Source organism: Allobosea sp. ASV33, from assembly GCF_016428755.1.
Classification (GTDB): Bacteria; Pseudomonadota; Alphaproteobacteria; order Rhizobiales; family Beijerinckiaceae; genus Allobosea.
The window spans coordinates 1-15,864 of sequence record NZ_JAELTI010000067.1; the positions used below are offsets into that span (position 1 = coordinate 1).

Annotated in this window: 17 protein-coding genes; 9 read left to right on the plus strand and 8 right to left on the minus strand. The window is 66.3% G+C overall.

What is annotated here, in order from left to right; all coding sequences use genetic code 11:
- The 4 genes from JHD80_RS18255 to JHD80_RS18270 all read left to right on the plus strand — a co-directional run.
- The coding region (locus JHD80_RS18255) for an FAD-binding oxidoreductase (protein ID WP_199090255.1) at positions 1 to 1,252 on the plus strand (1,252 nt) is incomplete at its 5' end.
- A 5-nt stretch (positions 1,253 to 1,257) separates the two neighbouring features.
- The gene (locus JHD80_RS18260; protein WP_199090257.1) at positions 1,258 to 1,839 is read left to right on the plus strand and encodes an NAD(P)H-dependent oxidoreductase; all 582 of its coding nucleotides are present in this window, start codon (positions 1,258 to 1,260) and stop codon (positions 1,837 to 1,839) included.
- A gap of 103 nt (positions 1,840 to 1,942) precedes the next feature.
- Positions 1,943 to 2,425, plus strand: a complete 483-nt coding sequence (locus tag JHD80_RS18265) for a MarR family winged helix-turn-helix transcriptional regulator (protein WP_199090259.1) — start codon at positions 1,943 to 1,945, stop codon at positions 2,423 to 2,425.
- Between the two features lie 94 nt (positions 2,426 to 2,519).
- Entirely contained in the window at positions 2,520 to 3,443 is a 924-nt protein-coding gene (locus JHD80_RS18270) for a DMT family transporter (RefSeq protein WP_248311633.1), read from the plus strand.
- Positions 3,444 to 3,699: 256 nt separating this feature from the next.
- Here JHD80_RS18270 and JHD80_RS18275 read toward each other — a convergent pair whose 3' ends face one another.
- The 3 genes from JHD80_RS18275 to JHD80_RS18285 all read right to left on the minus strand — a co-directional run bounded on the left by JHD80_RS18275 (position 3,700) and on the right by JHD80_RS18285 (position 7,579).
- Complete coding sequence (locus JHD80_RS18275) at positions 3,700 to 5,607, minus strand: potassium transporter Kup (protein ID WP_248311635.1); 1,908 nt, start codon at positions 5,605 to 5,607, stop codon at positions 3,700 to 3,702.
- A gap of 135 nt (positions 5,608 to 5,742) precedes the next feature.
- Positions 5,743 to 7,017, minus strand: coding sequence for a flavodoxin-dependent (E)-4-hydroxy-3-methylbut-2-enyl-diphosphate synthase (ispG, locus tag JHD80_RS18280; protein WP_199090268.1), 1,275 nt, complete (start codon positions 7,015 to 7,017; stop codon positions 5,743 to 5,745).
- A gap of 13 nt (positions 7,018 to 7,030) precedes the next feature.
- Positions 7,031 to 7,579, minus strand: a complete 549-nt coding sequence (locus JHD80_RS18285) for a Fur family transcriptional regulator (RefSeq protein WP_248311634.1) — start codon at positions 7,577 to 7,579, stop codon at positions 7,031 to 7,033.
- 112 nt (positions 7,580 to 7,691) lie between these two features.
- Between JHD80_RS18285 and JHD80_RS18290 the strand changes: the two genes are divergently transcribed.
- The 3 genes from JHD80_RS18290 to JHD80_RS18300 all read left to right on the plus strand — a co-directional run bounded on the left by JHD80_RS18290 (position 7,692) and on the right by JHD80_RS18300 (position 10,247).
- Positions 7,692 to 8,477 carry a 3-hydroxybutyrate dehydrogenase gene (locus JHD80_RS18290; RefSeq protein WP_199090270.1) on the plus strand — a complete coding sequence of 262 codons (786 nt, stop codon included), beginning with the start codon at positions 7,692 to 7,694 and terminating at the stop codon, positions 8,475 to 8,477.
- Positions 8,474 to 9,547 (plus strand): patatin-like phospholipase family protein, encoded by a 1,074-nt coding sequence (locus tag JHD80_RS18295; protein ID WP_199090272.1) that lies wholly within the window; start codon positions 8,474 to 8,476, stop codon positions 9,545 to 9,547. The genes JHD80_RS18290 and JHD80_RS18295 overlap by 4 nt, the downstream gene beginning before the upstream one ends.
- Positions 9,548 to 9,830: 283 nt before the next feature.
- A complete protein-coding gene (locus JHD80_RS18300; protein ID WP_047578809.1) occupies positions 9,831 to 10,247 on the plus strand; it encodes a DUF3830 family protein in 417 nt (138 codons plus the stop codon).
- Between the two features lie 211 nt (positions 10,248 to 10,458).
- Here the strand turns inward: JHD80_RS18300 and ybaL are convergent, their stop codons facing one another.
- The 3 genes from ybaL to JHD80_RS18315 form a co-directional block, all read right to left on the minus strand.
- A complete protein-coding gene (ybaL, locus tag JHD80_RS18305) occupies positions 10,459 to 12,324 on the minus strand; it encodes a YbaL family putative K(+) efflux transporter (protein WP_199090274.1) in 1,866 nt (621 codons plus the stop codon).
- A gap of 151 nt (positions 12,325 to 12,475) precedes the next feature.
- Positions 12,476 to 12,796 (minus strand): polyhydroxyalkanoic acid system family protein, encoded by a 321-nt coding sequence (locus JHD80_RS18310; RefSeq protein ID WP_199090276.1) that lies wholly within the window; start codon positions 12,794 to 12,796, stop codon positions 12,476 to 12,478.
- Between the two features lie 139 nt (positions 12,797 to 12,935).
- Positions 12,936 to 13,145, minus strand: coding sequence for a hypothetical protein (locus tag JHD80_RS18315; protein ID WP_199090278.1), 210 nt, complete (start codon positions 13,143 to 13,145; stop codon positions 12,936 to 12,938).
- A gap of 175 nt (positions 13,146 to 13,320) precedes the next feature.
- On the opposite strand from JHD80_RS18315, the gene JHD80_RS18320 reads away from it, so the two are divergent.
- On the plus strand, positions 13,321 to 13,980 hold the full coding sequence (locus JHD80_RS18320) for a hypothetical protein (RefSeq protein WP_199090280.1): 660 nt from the start codon (positions 13,321 to 13,323) through the stop codon (positions 13,978 to 13,980).
- Positions 13,981 to 14,083: 103 nt separating this feature from the next.
- Here JHD80_RS18320 and JHD80_RS18325 read toward each other — a convergent pair whose 3' ends face one another.
- The gene (locus JHD80_RS18325) at positions 14,084 to 14,383 is read right to left on the minus strand and encodes a hypothetical protein (RefSeq protein ID WP_199090282.1); all 300 of its coding nucleotides are present in this window, start codon (positions 14,381 to 14,383) and stop codon (positions 14,084 to 14,086) included.
- Positions 14,384 to 14,640: 257 nt separating this feature from the next.
- Here JHD80_RS18325 and JHD80_RS18330 point away from each other — a divergent pair, with 257 nt between their 5' ends.
- The gene (locus tag JHD80_RS18330; RefSeq protein ID WP_199090284.1) at positions 14,641 to 14,949 is read left to right on the plus strand and encodes a DUF4156 domain-containing protein; all 309 of its coding nucleotides are present in this window, start codon (positions 14,641 to 14,643) and stop codon (positions 14,947 to 14,949) included.
- A 50-nt stretch (positions 14,950 to 14,999) separates the two neighbouring features.
- Here the strand turns inward: JHD80_RS18330 and iolB are convergent, their stop codons facing one another.
- Entirely contained in the window at positions 15,000 to 15,797 is a 798-nt protein-coding gene (gene iolB, locus JHD80_RS18335) for a 5-deoxy-glucuronate isomerase (RefSeq protein WP_199090292.1), read from the minus strand.
- Positions 15,798 to 15,864 lie beyond the last annotated feature (67 nt).

Below are 15,864 nucleotides of genomic sequence, written 5' to 3' on the forward strand. Positions count from 1 at the left end.
GGCCGAGGTCGTGCAGGTTCTCGCCGCCTGCCACGAACTCGGCATTCCTGTGACGCCGCGCGGCACCGGCACCGGCAATTACGGGCAGGCGATGCCGCTCTCCGGCGGCGTGCTGCTCGATCTCTCCGGCTTCAACAAGGTCAAGGAGATCGCGGCCGGCCGCTATATCGCCGAGCCCGGCGCGATCATGGCCCGGATCGACGACGAGACGCGCGCCCATTCGCGGCAGGAATTGCGCCTGCACCCCTCGACCTATCAGACGGCCTCGATCGGCGGCTTCATTGCCGGCGGCTCGGGCGGTGTCGGCTCGATCAAATGGGGCGGCTTGCGGGACTGGGGCAACATCATCCGGCTCAAGGTCGCGACGATGGAGGCAAGCCCGCGCATCCTCGAATTCTCGGGCGAGGACCTGCACAAGGTCGCCCATGCCTATGGCACCAACGGCATCATCACCGAGGTCGAGATGCCGCTCGGCCCGGCCTATGACTGGGTCGATGTGATCGTCGGGTTCGAGGACCTGCGCGCCGCGACGGAGTTCGCCAATGCGGTCGGCGAGCAGGACGGGCTTGCGCTGAAGAACCTCTGCGTCGTCGCCGCGCCTGCGCCGCATGACTATTTCCTGCGTCATCGCAAATTCCTGCCGCGCGACAGCCATCTCGTCATCGTCATGGCCGCCGATTTCGCGGTCGACGCGCTCTGCGCCTATGCGCGGCGCTTCAAGGGCGCGGAACTGCTGCTGCGGACCGACAAGCTCTCGCCCGAGGATGCCAAGGGCCTGCCGCCGGCTTACGAGCTCGGCTGGAACCACACGACCCTCAGGGCTTTGCGCGTCGATCCGGCGATCACCTATCTGCAGGTGCTCTACCCCTTCCCGAACCAGGTCGATCTCGTCGACAGGATACATGCCCGCTTCGGCGACGAGGTGACCTGCCATCTCGAATTCGTGCGCTTCGACGGCAAGATCACCTGTTTCGGCCTGCCGCTGGTGCGCTTCACCACGGAGGAGCGGCTGGAGGAGATCATGGCCATCCACGAGGAGATGGGCGCGCCGATCTTCAATCCGCATCGCTACACGCTGGAGGAGGGCGGCATGAAGCAGACCGACGAGACGCAGCTCGCCTTCAAGCGCGAGGCCGATCCGCAGGGCCTGCTCAACCCCGGCAAGATGATCGCCTGGGAAGACCCCTCCTACGACTACCGTTCGGGCAAGACCTTCCTGTTCCGCAGCCTCGCCGAAGCTGGCGTCGGCTAAGCATCATGCGCGTTCTCGTCCTTTATGCCCATCCGGTGCCGGAGAGTTTCGGCGCCGCCATCCACGAGACGGTGGTCGAAAGCCTGAAGGCGGCGGGACACGAGGTCGACGATTGCGATCTCTATGCGGAAGGGTTCGACCCGGTGCTGAGCCGGGAAGAGCGGCGCGGCTATCACGACACGGACAGCAACACGCTGCCGGTTGCCGGTTATGTCGAGCGGCTGAAGCGGGCGCAGGCGCTGGTGCTGTGCTTCCCGGTCTGGAATTTCGGCTATCCCGCGATCCTCAAGGGTTTTCTGGATCGCGTCTTCCTGCCCGGCGTGTCCTTCAAGATGGTCGAGGGCAAGGCGCAGCCGGCTCTGCACAATATTCGCCGGCTCGTCGCGGTGACGAGCTATGGCGGTTCGCGCTGGCGCGCCTTCCTGATGGGCGATCCGCCGCGCAAGGCGGTCTGCCGGGCGCTGCGGGCGGTCTGCCATCCGCTGGCGCGCACGACCTATCTCGCCCATCACGAGATGAACCTCTCGACACCGGCCAGCCGGGCCGCTTTCCTGAAAAAAGTCGCGGCGAAACTCGCGCTCTCTTAGCTCTGACATCCGATTGTCATCCGTCTGTCATGTTCGCGCGCGAGTACGCAGCCGGCGAAGCGTCTGCTTACCCGTCCAAGGATCGGCCCGAAGGATCGACTCCATGACCAAGGCAATCGAGAAAAGCGTCGGCCGTGCCCTGCTCGTCACCGCGCGGCTGCACCGCTCGCGGATGGGCGAGCGGCTGAACAGCCTGGGTTTGTTTCCGGGGCAGGAGCAGGCGCTGAAGGCGCTGCAGCCGGCGCCGATGACGATGGGCGAACTCGCCGCGCTGCTGCGCGTCAAGCCGCCGACCGTTTCGAAGACGATCGGCCGCCTCTCGCTGCAGGGCCTCGTCACGCGCGAGGGCGGCAATCGCGACGGACGCCTCGTGCAGGTCGCGCTGACCGAGGCCGGCCAGAGCACGGCGGCCGAGCTCGACGCGGTCTGGAACGAGGTCGAGGAAGAATTGCTCGACAAGCTCGACGGCAAGGAGCGTAAGCAGTTGCGCAAGCTCCTTCGCAAGGCGGCCAAGGGCCTCTCCAAGGCCGGCGCCGACCATGACGATCCCGATGGGGATCTCGACGAGGCCGATAGCGACGCCTGATTTCTGCATGGAGCGCATGCTCCAGGGTGCTGGCAGCGTGGCTTAAATCGGTTCAATCTGCTCTCGTCATTCCTCCAGAGCATGGCGAGACGCGTTGTCATCCCCCTCAGCCGCGCCTTCCGACACCGGCCGCACCCGCATGGCCGCGATCGGCCTGATGTGCGCGGCCGTCCTGCTGTTCTCGATGCTGGACACCAGCGCGAAATGGCTGGGGCAGTCGATGAATCCGCTGCAAGTCGTGTTCGCGCGCTATGCCGGCAGCATGATCATGGTGCTGGCGATCATCAATCCATGGACAAGGCCCGGCGTGCTGCGCACCAGCCGCCCCTGGCTGCAATGGGGCCGCTCGCTGCTGCTGCTCGGCTCGACGGCGCTGAACTTCATCGCGCTGCGCTATCTCCAGCTTGCCGAGACGATCTCGATCATGTTCGCGACGCCGCTGCTGGTGGCGCTGGCCTCGGGGCCGCTGCTCGGGGAATGGCCGGGGCCGCGCCGGCTCGCGGCCATCGGCGTCGGCTTCCTCGGCGTACTGGTGGTGACGCGCCCGGGCATCGGCGGCATGCATCCGGCGGCGCTGCTCAGCGTCGTGGGCTGCCTCTGCTACGCCTTCTATTCCCTGTCGACCCGCATGCTGTCGGGCCATGATTCATCGGAAACGACGATGATCTATTCCGGCGCGGCGGGGACGCTGGCGACGATCCCGCTGCTGCCCTGGATCTGGGAGACGCCGCAGACGGTGCTACCCTGGCTCCTGATGATCGCGGTCGGCGCGCTCGGCGGCTTCGGCCACTGGCTCCTGATCCTGGCGCATCGGCTGGCACCGGCGACGGTGCTGGCGCCCTTCATCTACTCGCAGATCGTCTGGATGCTGCTGCTGGGCTGGCTCGTCTTCGACCAGTTGCCGGATCTCTGGACCTTCATCGGCGCCGGCATCGTGATCTCGTCCGGGCTCTACCTGCTCTATCGCGAGCGGGTGCGCCATGTGCCGCTGGAAGCGGCGTCGGCGCGGCTGGACTGAAACTTCAAGGGCACGTCATGCTCGGGCTCGACCCGAGCATCTCTGGAAGCAAAAGCGCTGGGAACCCTCTCCCATAGGGAGAGGGCAGGGTGAGGGGATGGCCGCTCACCGCGTTTGCTGTGAGGTGGTCGCTGCGCGGCGTCGAGGCAGAGTTTTACTGGTCCAGCGGCCTACACCTCACCCCTGCCCCTCTCCTTGCAGGAGAGGGGTTCCCCGCGCCCTTCCGTGAGAGGTGGTCGAAGCTATCCGATCCGAATCAGACGGTGACCTGCGTGCCGACCTCGACGACGCGGCCGGTCGGGATCTGGAAGAAGTCCGTGGCGTCGGTCGCGCTCTTGGTCAGGCCGATGAAGAGGTTGTCCTGCCACATCGGCATGCCCGATTGCGGAGAGGCCTTGATCGAGCGGCGCGACAGGAAGAACGAGGTCGACATGATGTCGAACTTGAAGCCCTGCTTGCGCAGCATGGCCAGGCCCTTCGGCACGTTCGGGCTTTCCATGTAGCCGTAGACCATGTCGACCCGCCAGAAATCGTCGGTGATGCGGGCAAGCCGCACGCGCTCCTCCTCGACGACGCGGGGCGTGTCGGCGGAGCGCACGGTCAGGACGACGTTGCGCTCGTGCAAGACCTTGTTGTGCTTGAGGTTGTGCAGCAGCGAGGCCGGCGCGGTCTCGGGATCGCTGGTCAGGAAGACGGCCATGCCCTTGACGCGGGCCGGCGGGCTCTTCGAGAGCATGGTGACGAGCTCGAGCAGCGGCACGTCGGTCTTGCGGGTCTTGTCGAACAGGATCTTGGTGCCGCGCATCCAGGTCCACATCACCAGCGTCAGCGCCATGGCGAGCAGCACCGGCACGTAGCCACCATGGAACAGCTTCAGCATATTGGCCGAGAAGAAGGAGACATCGACCAGAAGGAAGGGGAGGATCAGCGCGCCGGTCGCCAGCGGGCTCCAGCCCCAATGACGGCGGATGACGATGGCTGCGAGCAGCGACGAGACCACCATCGTGCCGAAGACCGAGATGCCATAGGCATGCGACAGGCTCGACGAGGTCCGGAACGACCAGACCAGGATCAGCACCACGACCAGCAGCAGCAGGTTGACGCGCGGCACATAGATCTGGCCGGAGGTCTGCTCCGAGGTGTGGCGGATTTCCATGCGTGGCAGCAGACCAAGCTGGATCGCCTGCCGGGTCAACGAGAAGGCACCGGTGATGACCGACTGGCTGGCGATGATCGTCGCGACCGTCGCCATGATCACGAAGGGCAGCAGCAGGCCCTGCGGCGCGAGCCGGTAGAACGGATTGTCGATGGCGGTGGGGTCGGACAGGATCAGCGCGCCCTGGCCGAGATAGTTGAGCCACAAGGCCGGGAAGACGACATAGAGCCAGGCGCTGCGGATCGGGCCGCGGCCGAAATGGCCCATGTCGGCATAGAGCGCCTCGGCGCCGGTGACGGCGAGACAGACCGAGCCGAGCACGGCCAGCGCCACGCCGGCATGATCGCGGAAGAAGAGCAGGGCGTAGTAGGGGTTGATCGAGCGGAAGACGCTGAGATCGTCGGAGATATGGTAGATGCCGAGTCCGGCCAGCGTCAGGAACCAGACCAGCATGATCGGCCCGAACAGGGTCGCGACGCGGTGGGTGCCGTGGCTCTGCATGACGAACAGGCCGATCAGGATCACCGAGGCGATCCAGAGGATGTAGTCGTCGAGGGCCGGCGTGATCAACTTGACGCCCTCGATGGCGGAGAGAACCGAGATCGCCGGGGTGATGACCGTGTCGCCGTAGAACAGGCCGGCGCCGATCATGCCGAGCAGCAGCGCGACGTGGCTGCGGGCGCGGCCGAGGCTGCGCTGGGCCAGCGCGACGAGGGTGAGGATGCCGCCTTCGCCGTTATTGTCGGCGCGCATCAGCAGCACGACATATTTCAGCGTCACCACGATGACGAGCGACCAGAGGATCAGCGAGAGCACGCCGATGACGACGGTCGGCGGCACCGCGGCGTTCTCGACGCCGCCGGTCGCGGCCAGGATGGTCTCGCGCAGCGCGTAGAGCGGGCTCGTGCCGATATCGCCGTAGACGACGCCGAGCGCACCCAGCGCCAGCGCCCCATAGCCCATCTTGCCGTGCCCGTGGCCGCCGTTCTGGCCGTGCCCGGCATCCATGCCGAAGCGTGAATCCTCCGGCCGGACGGTCGCAGGATTCAGGTTCTCATGCCCCATCAGGGATCTCCGCGCATGCTGCGGTGCAGCGAAAGGCCGGGGCCTCTAGCACGTTGCGGGCGGCACGCAAAGGCGGGATCAGCCGGCAGCGCCGAGACCGGCGCCGTAGCGCCGCTCGACATAGCTGGCCACCATGGTCTTGAATTCGGCGGCGATGCCGGCGCCGCGCAGCGTCGCGACCTTCTTGCCGTCGACGAAGACGGGGGCCGTCGGCGCCTCGCCGGTGCCGGGCAGCGAGATGCCGATATCGGCATGTTTCGACTCGCCGGGGCCGTTGACGATGCAGCCCATGACGGCGACGTTGAGGTTCTCGACGCCGGGATACTGCGTCTTCCATTCGGGCATGGAGGTCGAGATCCAGCTCTGGATATCCTGCGCCAGCTCCTGGAACACGGTCGAGGTGGTGCGCCCGCACCCGGGGCATGCGGCGACCAGCGGCACGAAGGCGCGGAAGCCCATGGTCTGGAGCAGTTCCTGCGCGGCCTTGACCTCCAGCGTGCGGTCGCCACCGGGCTCGGGCGTCAGCGAGAAGCGGATGGTGTCGCCGATACCTTCCTGCAGGAGGATGCCGAGCGCGGCCGAGGAGGCGACGATGCCCTTCGAGCCCATGCCGGCCTCGGTCAGGCCGAGATGGATGGCGTAGTTCGCGCGGCTCGCCAGCATGCGATAGACCGTGATCAGGTCCTGCACGCCGGAAACCTTGGCCGAGAGGATGATATATTCGCGGCCGAGGCCGATTTCTTCGGCGCGCTCGGCCGAGAGCAGGGCTGATTGCACCATCGCCTCGCGCATGATGGCGCGGGCATCGAGCGGGCGGGCTGAGCGCGCGTTCTCGTCCATCAGGGTGGTCAGCAGTTCCTGGTCGAGCGAGCCCCAGTTGGCGCCGATGCGCACCGGCTTGCCGTAGCGGATCGCCATCTCGACGATCTGGCCGAACTGCTTGTCCTTCTTGTCCTTGAAACCGACATTGCCGGGATTGATGCGGTATTTCGCCAGCGCCTCGGCGCAGGCCGGATGGTCGGTCAGCAGCTTGTGGCCGATATAGTGGAAGTCCCCGACCAGCGGCACGTCGACGCCGATGCGGTCGAGCCGCTCGCGGATCTTCGGCACGGCGGCCGCCGCTTCGTCGCGGTCGACGGTGATGCGGACGAGCTCGGAGCCCTGGCGGGCGAGCGCGGCGACCTGCGCGACCGTTCCTGCGATGTCGGCGGTGTCGGTATTGGTCATCGACTGCACGACGATGGGCGCGCCGCCGCCGACCGTGACGTGGCCGACCTTGACCGGGACGGTGAGCCGACGGGCCAGCGGACCGGCGTGCTCGGGCGTCAGGGATGAGAAGGCGCGCTCGTTCATGCGGGCTGCTCTATCACGATCCGGTATTGCGGCAATGCTCGCAACGGCCGACGATCTCGACCATCTGGTGCGAGGGGGAGAATTGCCGGTTTTCGGCGATCGCCGCCACCGCTTTCTTCATGGCGGGCGAGGAATCCTCGTCGACCCCGCCGCAGGACTCGCAGATCAGGAACGCGACGACCTCGTTCGCGCCATGGCCGTGCAGGCAGGCGATATAGGCGTTCTTCGAGGAGAGGCGGTGGACGAAGCCCTGCTCGACCAGAAAATCGAGCGCGCGATAGATCGAGATCGGCGCAAGGCGCCGCCCGCCGGCCGGCGAGATGCGGTCCGCCAGATCATAGGCTCCGACGGGGCGGTGGTCGGCGTGCAGCGCCTCCAGCGCCTGCCGCCGGATGGGGGTGAGGCGCAGGCCGCGCTCGCGGCAGAGGCGCTCGGCCCGCGCAAGAGCCTCCGCAGCATGGCGGGCGTGATCCTCGGCATGGCGGCAGGAACCCTCGCCATGGTCATGCGACGCATGGTCATGTTCGCCGTGATGATGCGCGTTCGGCTGCATTTTCGTCATGTTGCGTTGCGAAGACTCATCGGGCAACGTGCGACGATATCCAGTCGGTACATTGCGTGTTCGACCCCGAACCTAAGCATTCTCTCCCCGATTGTCAGGAGCCTTGACGCTCATGTTCCTCAAAGACCGTACCGCCGCGATCACCGGCTCGACTTCGGGCATCGGCCTCGCCTATGCCCGCGCGCTTGCGGCGGAGGGCGCAAACCTCGTCATCAACGGCATCATGCCCCCAGCCGATGCCGAGAAGCTGCGCACGGATCTCGAACAGGAATTCGGCGTCAAGGTCGTGTTTTCGGCCGCCGACATGACGAAGCCCGCCGAGATCGCCGGCTTCGTCGCCGAGGGCGAGAAGGTCTTCGGCGCCATCGATATCCTGATCAACAATGCCGGTATCCAGTTCGTCTCGCCGATCGACGAGTTCCCGATCGAGAAATGGGACCAGATCATCGCGATCAACCTGTCCTCGGCCTTCCATACGATCCGCGCCGCCCTGCCGAAGATGAAGGAGAAGGGCTGGGGCCGCATCATCAACACGGCCTCGGCGCATGCCTTCGTCGCCTCGCCCTTCAAATCGGCCTATGTCGCGGCCAAGCACGGCATCGCCGGCCTGACCAAGACGGTGGCGCTCGAAGTCGCGACCCAGGGCATCACCGTCAACGCCATCGCGCCGGGCTATGTCTGGACGCCGCTGGTCGAGAAGCAGATCCCGGACACGATGAAGGCGCGCAACATGACCAAGGAGCAGGTCATGAACGACGTGCTGCTCGCGGCGCAGCCGACCAAGGAGTTCGTCACCGTCGAGCAGGTCGCGGCGCTGGCCGTGTTCCTCTGCACGGATTCGGCCAAGTCGATCACCGGAGCGACGCTGCCGATCGATGGTGGCTGGACCGCCGCGTGAGCGGCCGTCCTTCCCGCAAGGCCGAACCGGCCAAGGGGCTCGTGGGCCCCAAGGCCGAGAAGACGGTCTCTCTGGCGCTGCAGGGCGGGGGTGCGCATGGCGCCTTCACCTGGGGCGTGCTCGACGCCATTCTGGAAGACGGGCGCCTCGGCATCGAGGCGCTGACCGGCACCAGCGCCGGCGCCATGAACGCCGTCGTGCTGGCCGAGGGCTGGATCGACGGCGGCATCGATGGCGCGCGCGCCAAGCTCGAGGCCTTCTGGCGGGCGATCAGCGTCGACGGCAAATATGGCGGCTCGGAGCGCTCGCTCATCGACACCATGCTCGGCGCCTGGGGCAACAATGACGGCACCCCGCCGGGCATGCTGTTCTTCGAGATGTTCGCGAAGGTGGCGAGCCCCTACGACGTCAATCCGCTGAACATCAACCCGCTGCGCGGAGTCGTCGCCGATCTCATCGATTTCGAGAAGGTCAGGGCCTATAGCGCGGTGAAGCTGTTCATCGCGGCGACCAATGTCCGTACCGGCAAGATCGCCGTGTTCGACGGCAAGGACCTGACCCCGGACCATGTGATGGCTTCGGCCTGCCTGCCGATGGTGTTCCAGGCGGTGGAGATCGATGGCGAGGCCTATTGGGACGGCGGCTATATGGGCAACCCCGCCCTTTTTCCGCTGTTCTACAAGGCGCATTGCGACGATATCCTGCTCGTCCAGATCAACCCGATCCAGCGCCGCGAGCTGCCGACCAAGGCGCGCGAAATCCAGGACCGGCTGAACGAGATCACCTTCAACGCCTCTCTGCTGCGCGAACTGCGGGCGATCGACTTCGTCAACCGCCTGATCGACGAGGGCAAGCTGCCGCGCGACGAGTACAAGCGCGTGCTGATGCATCGCATCGATGGCGGCCCGCCTCTGGCCGAACTCACGTCATCCTCGCGGATGAATGCGGAATGGTCCTTTCTGCTGAAGCTGCGCGACATGGGCCGCACCGCCGGCCGGCGCTGGCTGAAGCGCAACTACGAGGCGATCGGCAAGACCGGCACGCTCGACCTCCGGGAAGCGATCGGCTGAGCGGCTGGCCGGCGCGCTATTCTGGTATCGAACCTCCCCGTCATCCCGGGCTTGCCCCGGGATCCATCGAAGGGCGCGGCGCTCTACGACGGATCCCGGATCTCCGCTTCGCTGCGTCCGGGATGACGCGCATTTCTTGACAATGGGCCGCGCAAAGCCAACCCGACAGCACCCGCATCCTTCACGTTCCGGCGTCGCACTTGTTCCGGGAGCGCTCTTGCGCCGCCCTTGGGCGTGATGTCATTCAGCGGGTCCGAAACGCTTCCAAGAAGACGGGGATTTCATGAGCAAGCTGATCGTCACCGCCGGGCCGTTCAAGTTCGACGCCAAGTTCGAGCTGGAAGCCGCGCCGAAGACCTGCGCCGCCTTCAAGAAGCAGATGCCGTTCATCAGCAAGATGGTGCATGTGCGCTGGAGCGGCGAGGGCGTCTGGATGCCGCTCGGCGATCTCGATTTCGGCGTCGGCTACGAGAACAACACGGCTTATCCGGCCCCTGGCCATATCATCCTGTATCCGGGCGGCGTCAGCGAGACCGAGATCCTGCTCGCCTATGGCGGCGTGCAGTTCGCCAGCAAGGCCGGCGTCCTCTCCGGCAACCACTTCATCACCCTGACTTCGGGGCTGGAGAACCTCTACACGCTCGGCCGCAAGACGCTTTATGAAGGCGTGCAGGACGTGCGCTTCGACCTCGTCGACTGAGCGCTGCCGAGGGTGGCCGCGTGTTTCGGTTTTCCGCAAACGCGCCGTCATTCCGGACAAGCCGCAAAGCGGCGCCGATCCGGAATCCATCATAGGGCACTGCGCTTTGCGATGGATTCCGGGTCAAGCCCGGAATGACGATATCGTTTTGCGCTAAAACCGGCAGATTGCGAAAACGGAAAGGGCGGGGCGCCTGGCGTCCCACCCTTTCCTATGCTGCAGCGGGGGGATCGGCCGGCGGGTCTTCCGCCGGCTCGGCCGCAGGCGGCTTGGGAGCCGGCAGTTCGGCTATCGCTTCGGGCTTAGCCGCTTCGGGGGCAGCCTTCGGTTCCACCGGTGCGGGCGCGACGCCCTTGAGATTCTGGCAGAGCGAGAGCATGGCGCGGGCGATCTCGGCCTCGCCCATGATCGTCAGCGTCGCCCCGCATTTGGTGAGATGCGCGACCTCGGCATCGGAATGGGCGCGGGCGACGATCGGCAAGGCCGGGTTCTCGGCGCGGGCCTGCTCGCAGACCTGGCCGGCCTCGAAGCTGCCGGGGATGGCGACGAAGAGGCGCACGGCCCGGCCGACCGCGGCGGCGGAGAGCACTTCCGGATCGGCGGCATTGCCGACGAGGAGTTCGGCGCCGTCGCGCTTGGCCGTCGCGACCGCGTCGGGATTGTCCTCGATGACCAGCAGCTTCGCGCCCTGCGAGAGCAGGCCGGCGCCGAGCAGGCTGCCGACGCGGCCATAGCCGACGACGACGATATGGTCGGCGAGGCTGGTCGGGGTGATGTCGCGCTCCGGCGGAGCCTCCGGCCGGTGCTCGGGGGCTGCGGCTTCCGGTTCAGCGGATTCGGGAGCCGCGGGCTTCTGCTTCGCGACGGCCGGGGCTTCCGGCGCCAGCCGCTCGGCCAGAGCGAAGACGACCGGGTTGAGCAGGATCGACAGGATCGCGCCGGCCAGGATCAGGTCGCGGCCCTGCGCCGGCAGGATGCCGAGCGCGGTGCCGAGGCCGGCCAGAATGAAGGAGAACTCGCCGATCTGGGCGAGCGAGGCGGAGATCGTCAGGGCTGCCGTCTGCGAGCGGCCGAAGGCGCGCATGATAAGCCAGGCTGCGACGGATTTGCCGATCAGGATGATGGCGAGCGTGCCGATCAGCGGTCCCGGTGCGCGCAGGAGAATGCCGGGGTCGAAGAGCATGCCGACCGAGACGAAGAACAGTACTGCGAAGGCGTCGCGCAGCGGCAGCGTCTCCTCGGCGGCGCGCTGCGAGAGCGGCGATTCCGACAGGATCATGCCGGCGAAGAAGGCGCCGAGCGCGAACGAGACGCCGAACAGGGTCGCGGCCGCATAGGCGACGCCGAGTGCAACGGCGAGAACCGCCAGCCGGAACAGCTCGCGCGAGCCGGTATGGGCGACCCAGTGCAGCACCCAGGGGATGACGCGCCGCCCGATCAGCAGCATGAAGGCGAGGAAACCGATGAGCTTGGCGAAGGTCAGGCCGAGGACGCCCCAGACCCCGAGATCGAAGCGGGTGGCGAGCGGTGCGCTGCCGCCGGACGGCGCGCCGTTGATGATCTCGGCCAGCACTGGCAGCAGCACCAGCGCCAGCACCATCGCGATATCCTCGACGATCAGCCAGCCGACCGCGATGCGGCCGCGCTCCGTCTGGACCAGCCGCCGCTCCTGCAGCGATCGCAACAGGACGACGGTCGAGGCTGTCGAGAGGGCGAGGCCAAAGACCACGCCCGAGAACAGGTTCCAGCCCAGCCATGTGCCGAGCCCGACTCCGAGCAGCGTCGCAATGCCGATCTGGACGACGGCGCCGGGCACGGCGATCGCCTTGACCGAGAGCAGGTCCTTCAGGGAAAAATGCAGGCCGACGCCGAACATCAGCAGGATGACGCCGATTTCGGCCAGTTCGTTGGCGAGGTTCTGGTCGCCGACGAAGCCCGGCGTGAACGGGCCGGCCGCGACACCGGCCAGGAGATAGCCGACGAGGGGGGAAATCCGCAGTTTCTGGGCGAGCGCCCCGAAGACGAAAGCAAGGCCTAGGCCCGCGACGATGATGGCGATCAGCGGGCCGTGATGCATGGGTCTCCCAGATCCGAACGGTCAAGACATCAAGATTCTTTGAACATTCGAAGCATGGGGTTTCAAGGCTCTGATTTCAACCAAAAGGCGTACGACTTTTCAGGCTTCGGCTGCCGAAATTTCCGGCCGCCCGCCGCCGCGCAGGGCGAGCTTACGCCTTAGGCTTCTCGAGCAGGATCTGGCCTTGCTTCTCAACGCCGATCTTGAGCTTCTCGGCGAAAACGGCGAGCATCCAGGGCAGCGTCACCTCGACGCGGACCAGCCTGTCCTCGACCTCGACGCGGCCATGCACGGTCTGCCCGAGCGCGCCGACGCCGAAATGCAGGGCGTCGCCCTCCCAGCGTTCCTCGACCAGCTGCATCCTGACCATGCCGAGCCGGTCGCGGATCTTGTCGACGCCGCCGCGCAGGCGCCCGAGCGCGGCATCCCGGCCGAGATCATGCGAGATGGTGATGGAAACCGGTTTGCCCATGACTGCCCATCGGTTAAGGAAACGGAGGCCGTTATATGGCCACGGAGCCGGCGCTTTGCCAGCGCGGCATGGAAAAGCCCGCCGAACGGGCGGGCCTGATGATCCATCGCTATCGCCGGAATGCCCGGCTTTCGTCCGCTCAGTCGCGCTCGTTCAGGCGCTTTTGGCCGGACTGGGTCACCCGCCAGATGGCTCCATCGGACTCGACGAGGCCGCGATCCTGCAGGGAATGCAGCATCGTCTCGTCGAAGATGAAGTGGCGGGTTTCCTCCTCGATGCTCTCGAGCGCGATCCATTCGGGATCGGAGAGAACGAACGGGTGAGCGATCTGGAGGTGCTGAACATGCATGCGCGTCTCCTTCTCGTTGAATGCCCCTGTTCCAGACTGACTCGCATCCAATCATGACGCAGTCGTGGCCGGCGCGACGACGATGCGCGATTCGGTTGTTTTGTCGCGGCTTGGAACCCGGCCGCGCCCGCTTCGTTCTCTCGCCATGACCCCTTTGAAAAACGGAGAGACCGCCATGGCGATCAGCAACAGCTTCCCGCCCGACGTTCCGAAGGCCGCCGACGAGGCCGCGGAGCAGGTCGGCGCCACCGTGAGCACCTTGCGCGGCAAGGCTGCGGACCTGGCGGACAAGGCCAGCGAAACCGTGAAGGACCATTACGAGCGCGCCAAGGAAGCCTGGGACGAGGCCGAGCCGCTCGAAGCCGCGCGCGATGGCGGGCAGGCCGTAATGGCGGCGGTGGAGCGGCATCCGCTCATGACCCTTGGACTCGGCGCGATCGGCGTCGGCCTTGTGGCTTGGGCGACGCTGCGCAACCCGTCTTCGGGCTGGGAGCGCTACCAGCCTGATTACGGCCGCTGGCGTGGCTGGCTCCAGGATTACGGCTCCGAGGCTGCCGATGCCGGCAACCGGGCGCTCAAGACGGGCAGCGGCTGGCTGCGCTCGCAGCGCGGCGTCGCGGACGACTATGCCGACCGGGCTGGCGATTATGCGGCGATGGCGCGCGACTATGCCGACCGGGGCGGGCGGATGCTGGCGAAACGGGCCGAGCGCGAGCCGATGGCGGTCGTCGTCGGGCTCGGTCTCGCGGCCTACGTGATCGGTTCGCTGCTGAGTTCGTCCTCGGCCGGCGCGCAAGCGGCGGCTCCGGCGCGCAAGCGGACGGCCCGGCGCTGACGCTCTAAGCCTCGGCCGACCAATAAAAAGCCCTGCGGCGTGAAACGCCGCAGGGCTCTCATATTCTAGAACGGCGCCTTCCGAACAGAAGGCGTCGGCGATCTTACCACCAGTAGCCGCGGCGGCCGTAATATCCGCGGCCGTAATAGGAGCGGTTATCGGCAGCGACGATGGCGCCGCCGATGACGCCGGCAGCCACGCCGGCGGCGACAGCCGAGCCGGCTTCGTTCGAGGCGCGGCGGTTCTCGACATAGTTGGCCGAGCGGCACTGCTGATAGGCGCGGGTGCCGGGGCGGAAGCCCTGGGACTCACAGGTCACTTCGGCGTCGGCCATGGACTCCTGCGCGGTCTGACAACCGGCGAGAAGAGCGGCCATGGCGCCAACGATCAGAATGCTACGCATATTTTATCCTTTTCAGCCTCCCATTGGCCTGAATAGGACTTAAGAGCAGCCGCGCCGGCAGGTCAAGAATGACGCGCGCTTTGCGTTAAAGTTCGCAGCGTCAAATCGCGACAATTCCGCTGCAATCGTGACGTTTCCGACAATCGGCCAGCGAAGCGCGAAGCCGCCATGCGCTTTTGCCGAGGCTCAGGCTTGCATTTGCGCCGAAGCAGCGGAACATGGGCGGGAGACCCGATCAGGACAGTCCGGACGTGCCGATGCCCCGTTTTTTCATCCTGCTGCCGGCCCTGCTGCTCGGCGCCTGCGCCTATCACACCTCGCGCAGCAGCATCGTCGTGGTGACCGACGCGAAGAGCGTTGTGGAGAATTGCACGAAGCTCGGCGAGATCGACGGGCAGGATAGCGTCCAGTCGATCATGACGATCGACAAGACGCGCGATTCGGTGATCACGCGCCTGAAGATTCGCGCGGCGGAGATGGACGGGACCCATGTCTTCGCCGCCGCGGCCGACATCAAGTGGAAGGGGCCCGATACCAAGGGCACCGTCTACAAGTGCAAGCCCTAAGGCGCGGCTGGCCTCGTCCACGCTGCATCAGCTTGGCCGGCTGATGTCTGTCAGCCCTTCAGCAGCCATTCGTGCTCGGCGGCGTTGTGGAACTTCCAGGTCCGCTTCGGGCCGGCCATCACGTTGAGATAATAGAGATCGTAGCCGTGGCAGGTGGCGCAGGGGTGGTAGCCCCTGGGCACAAGTACGACGTCGCCGTCCTCGATCGCCATCGCCTCGTCCAGGCTGCGGTCGTCGGTATAGACGCGCTGGAAGCCGAAACCCTGCGGCGGGTTGAGGCGGTGGTAATAGGTCTCTTCCAGATGGGATTCGCGCGGCAGGTCGTCCCGGTCGTGCTTGTGCGGCGGGTAGCTCGAGGTGTTTCCGGCCGGCGTGATCACCTCGACGACGAGCAATGAATCCGCCGGCTCGTTCTCCGGCAGGATATTGGTGACGTGGCGGGTGTTGGAGCCCTTGCCGCGGATCTCCTGGCCGAGATCGTCCGGTCCGATGACACGGATGGGCAGCCCGCCCTTGAGCCCCGGCGCCGTACAGACCGCGAGCTCCAGATCGGTGGTTGCGGTGACCGACCAGTCGGAGCCCTCAGGGAGATAGACCGACCAGGGCTTGCCCTCGAAGGGGCTCATCCGTTGGCCAAGCTCGCCGCGTGCCTGGCCCCCGGCCGTGACCTTGCCCTTGCCGGTGACGAAGACGAGGCAGGTCTCGCGGCTGCCGGTCTGCGCCGAGACGGTTTCGCCCGGCTTCAGGCGGTGCAGGTCGAAGCCGACATAGGTCCATCCGGCGCTTTCCGGGGTGACATGGGTGACGCGGCCGCTCTTGCCCTGCGGCTTGACCTTGAGATGGGACATGGATGCTCCTCAGGCCGGAAATCAGCATAGCCCTCATCCTGAGGAGGCCCGAAGGGCCGTCTCGAAG

What these genes read in the sequence shown, in the direction of transcription:
- JHD80_RS18260 (WP_199090257.1), top strand. Translation starts at nt 1,258, where the DNA reads ATGCGCGTTCTCGTCCTTTATGCCCATCCGGTGCCGGAGAGTTTCGGC.
- JHD80_RS18265 (WP_199090259.1), top strand. Translation starts at nt 1,943, where the DNA reads ATGACCAAGGCAATCGAGAAAAGCGTCGGCCGTGCCCTGCTCGTCACC.
- JHD80_RS18275 (WP_248311635.1), bottom strand. Translation starts at nt 5,607, where the DNA reads ATGGATGCCGGGCACGGCCAGAACGGCGGCCACGGGCACGGCAAGATG.
- ispG (WP_199090268.1), bottom strand. Translation starts at nt 7,017, where the DNA reads ATGAACGAGCGCGCCTTCTCATCCCTGACGCCCGAGCACGCCGGTCCG.
- JHD80_RS18285 (WP_248311634.1), bottom strand. Translation starts at nt 7,579, where the DNA reads ATGACGAAAATGCAGCCGAACGCGCATCATCACGGCGAACATGACCAT.
- JHD80_RS18290 (WP_199090270.1), top strand. Translation starts at nt 7,692, where the DNA reads ATGTTCCTCAAAGACCGTACCGCCGCGATCACCGGCTCGACTTCGGGC.
- JHD80_RS18300 (WP_047578809.1), top strand. Translation starts at nt 9,831, where the DNA reads ATGAGCAAGCTGATCGTCACCGCCGGGCCGTTCAAGTTCGACGCCAAG.
- ybaL (WP_199090274.1), bottom strand. Translation starts at nt 12,324, where the DNA reads ATGCATCACGGCCCGCTGATCGCCATCATCGTCGCGGGCCTAGGCCTT.
- JHD80_RS18310 (WP_199090276.1), bottom strand. Translation starts at nt 12,796, where the DNA reads ATGGGCAAACCGGTTTCCATCACCATCTCGCATGATCTCGGCCGGGAT.
- JHD80_RS18315 (WP_199090278.1), bottom strand. Translation starts at nt 13,145, where the DNA reads ATGCATGTTCAGCACCTCCAGATCGCTCACCCGTTCGTTCTCTCCGAT.
- JHD80_RS18320 (WP_199090280.1), top strand. Translation starts at nt 13,321, where the DNA reads ATGGCGATCAGCAACAGCTTCCCGCCCGACGTTCCGAAGGCCGCCGAC.
- JHD80_RS18325 (WP_199090282.1), bottom strand. Translation starts at nt 14,383, where the DNA reads ATGCGTAGCATTCTGATCGTTGGCGCCATGGCCGCTCTTCTCGCCGGT.
- JHD80_RS18330 (WP_199090284.1), top strand. Translation starts at nt 14,641, where the DNA reads ATGCCCCGTTTTTTCATCCTGCTGCCGGCCCTGCTGCTCGGCGCCTGC.
- iolB (WP_199090292.1), bottom strand. Translation starts at nt 15,797, where the DNA reads ATGTCCCATCTCAAGGTCAAGCCGCAGGGCAAGAGCGGCCGCGTCACC.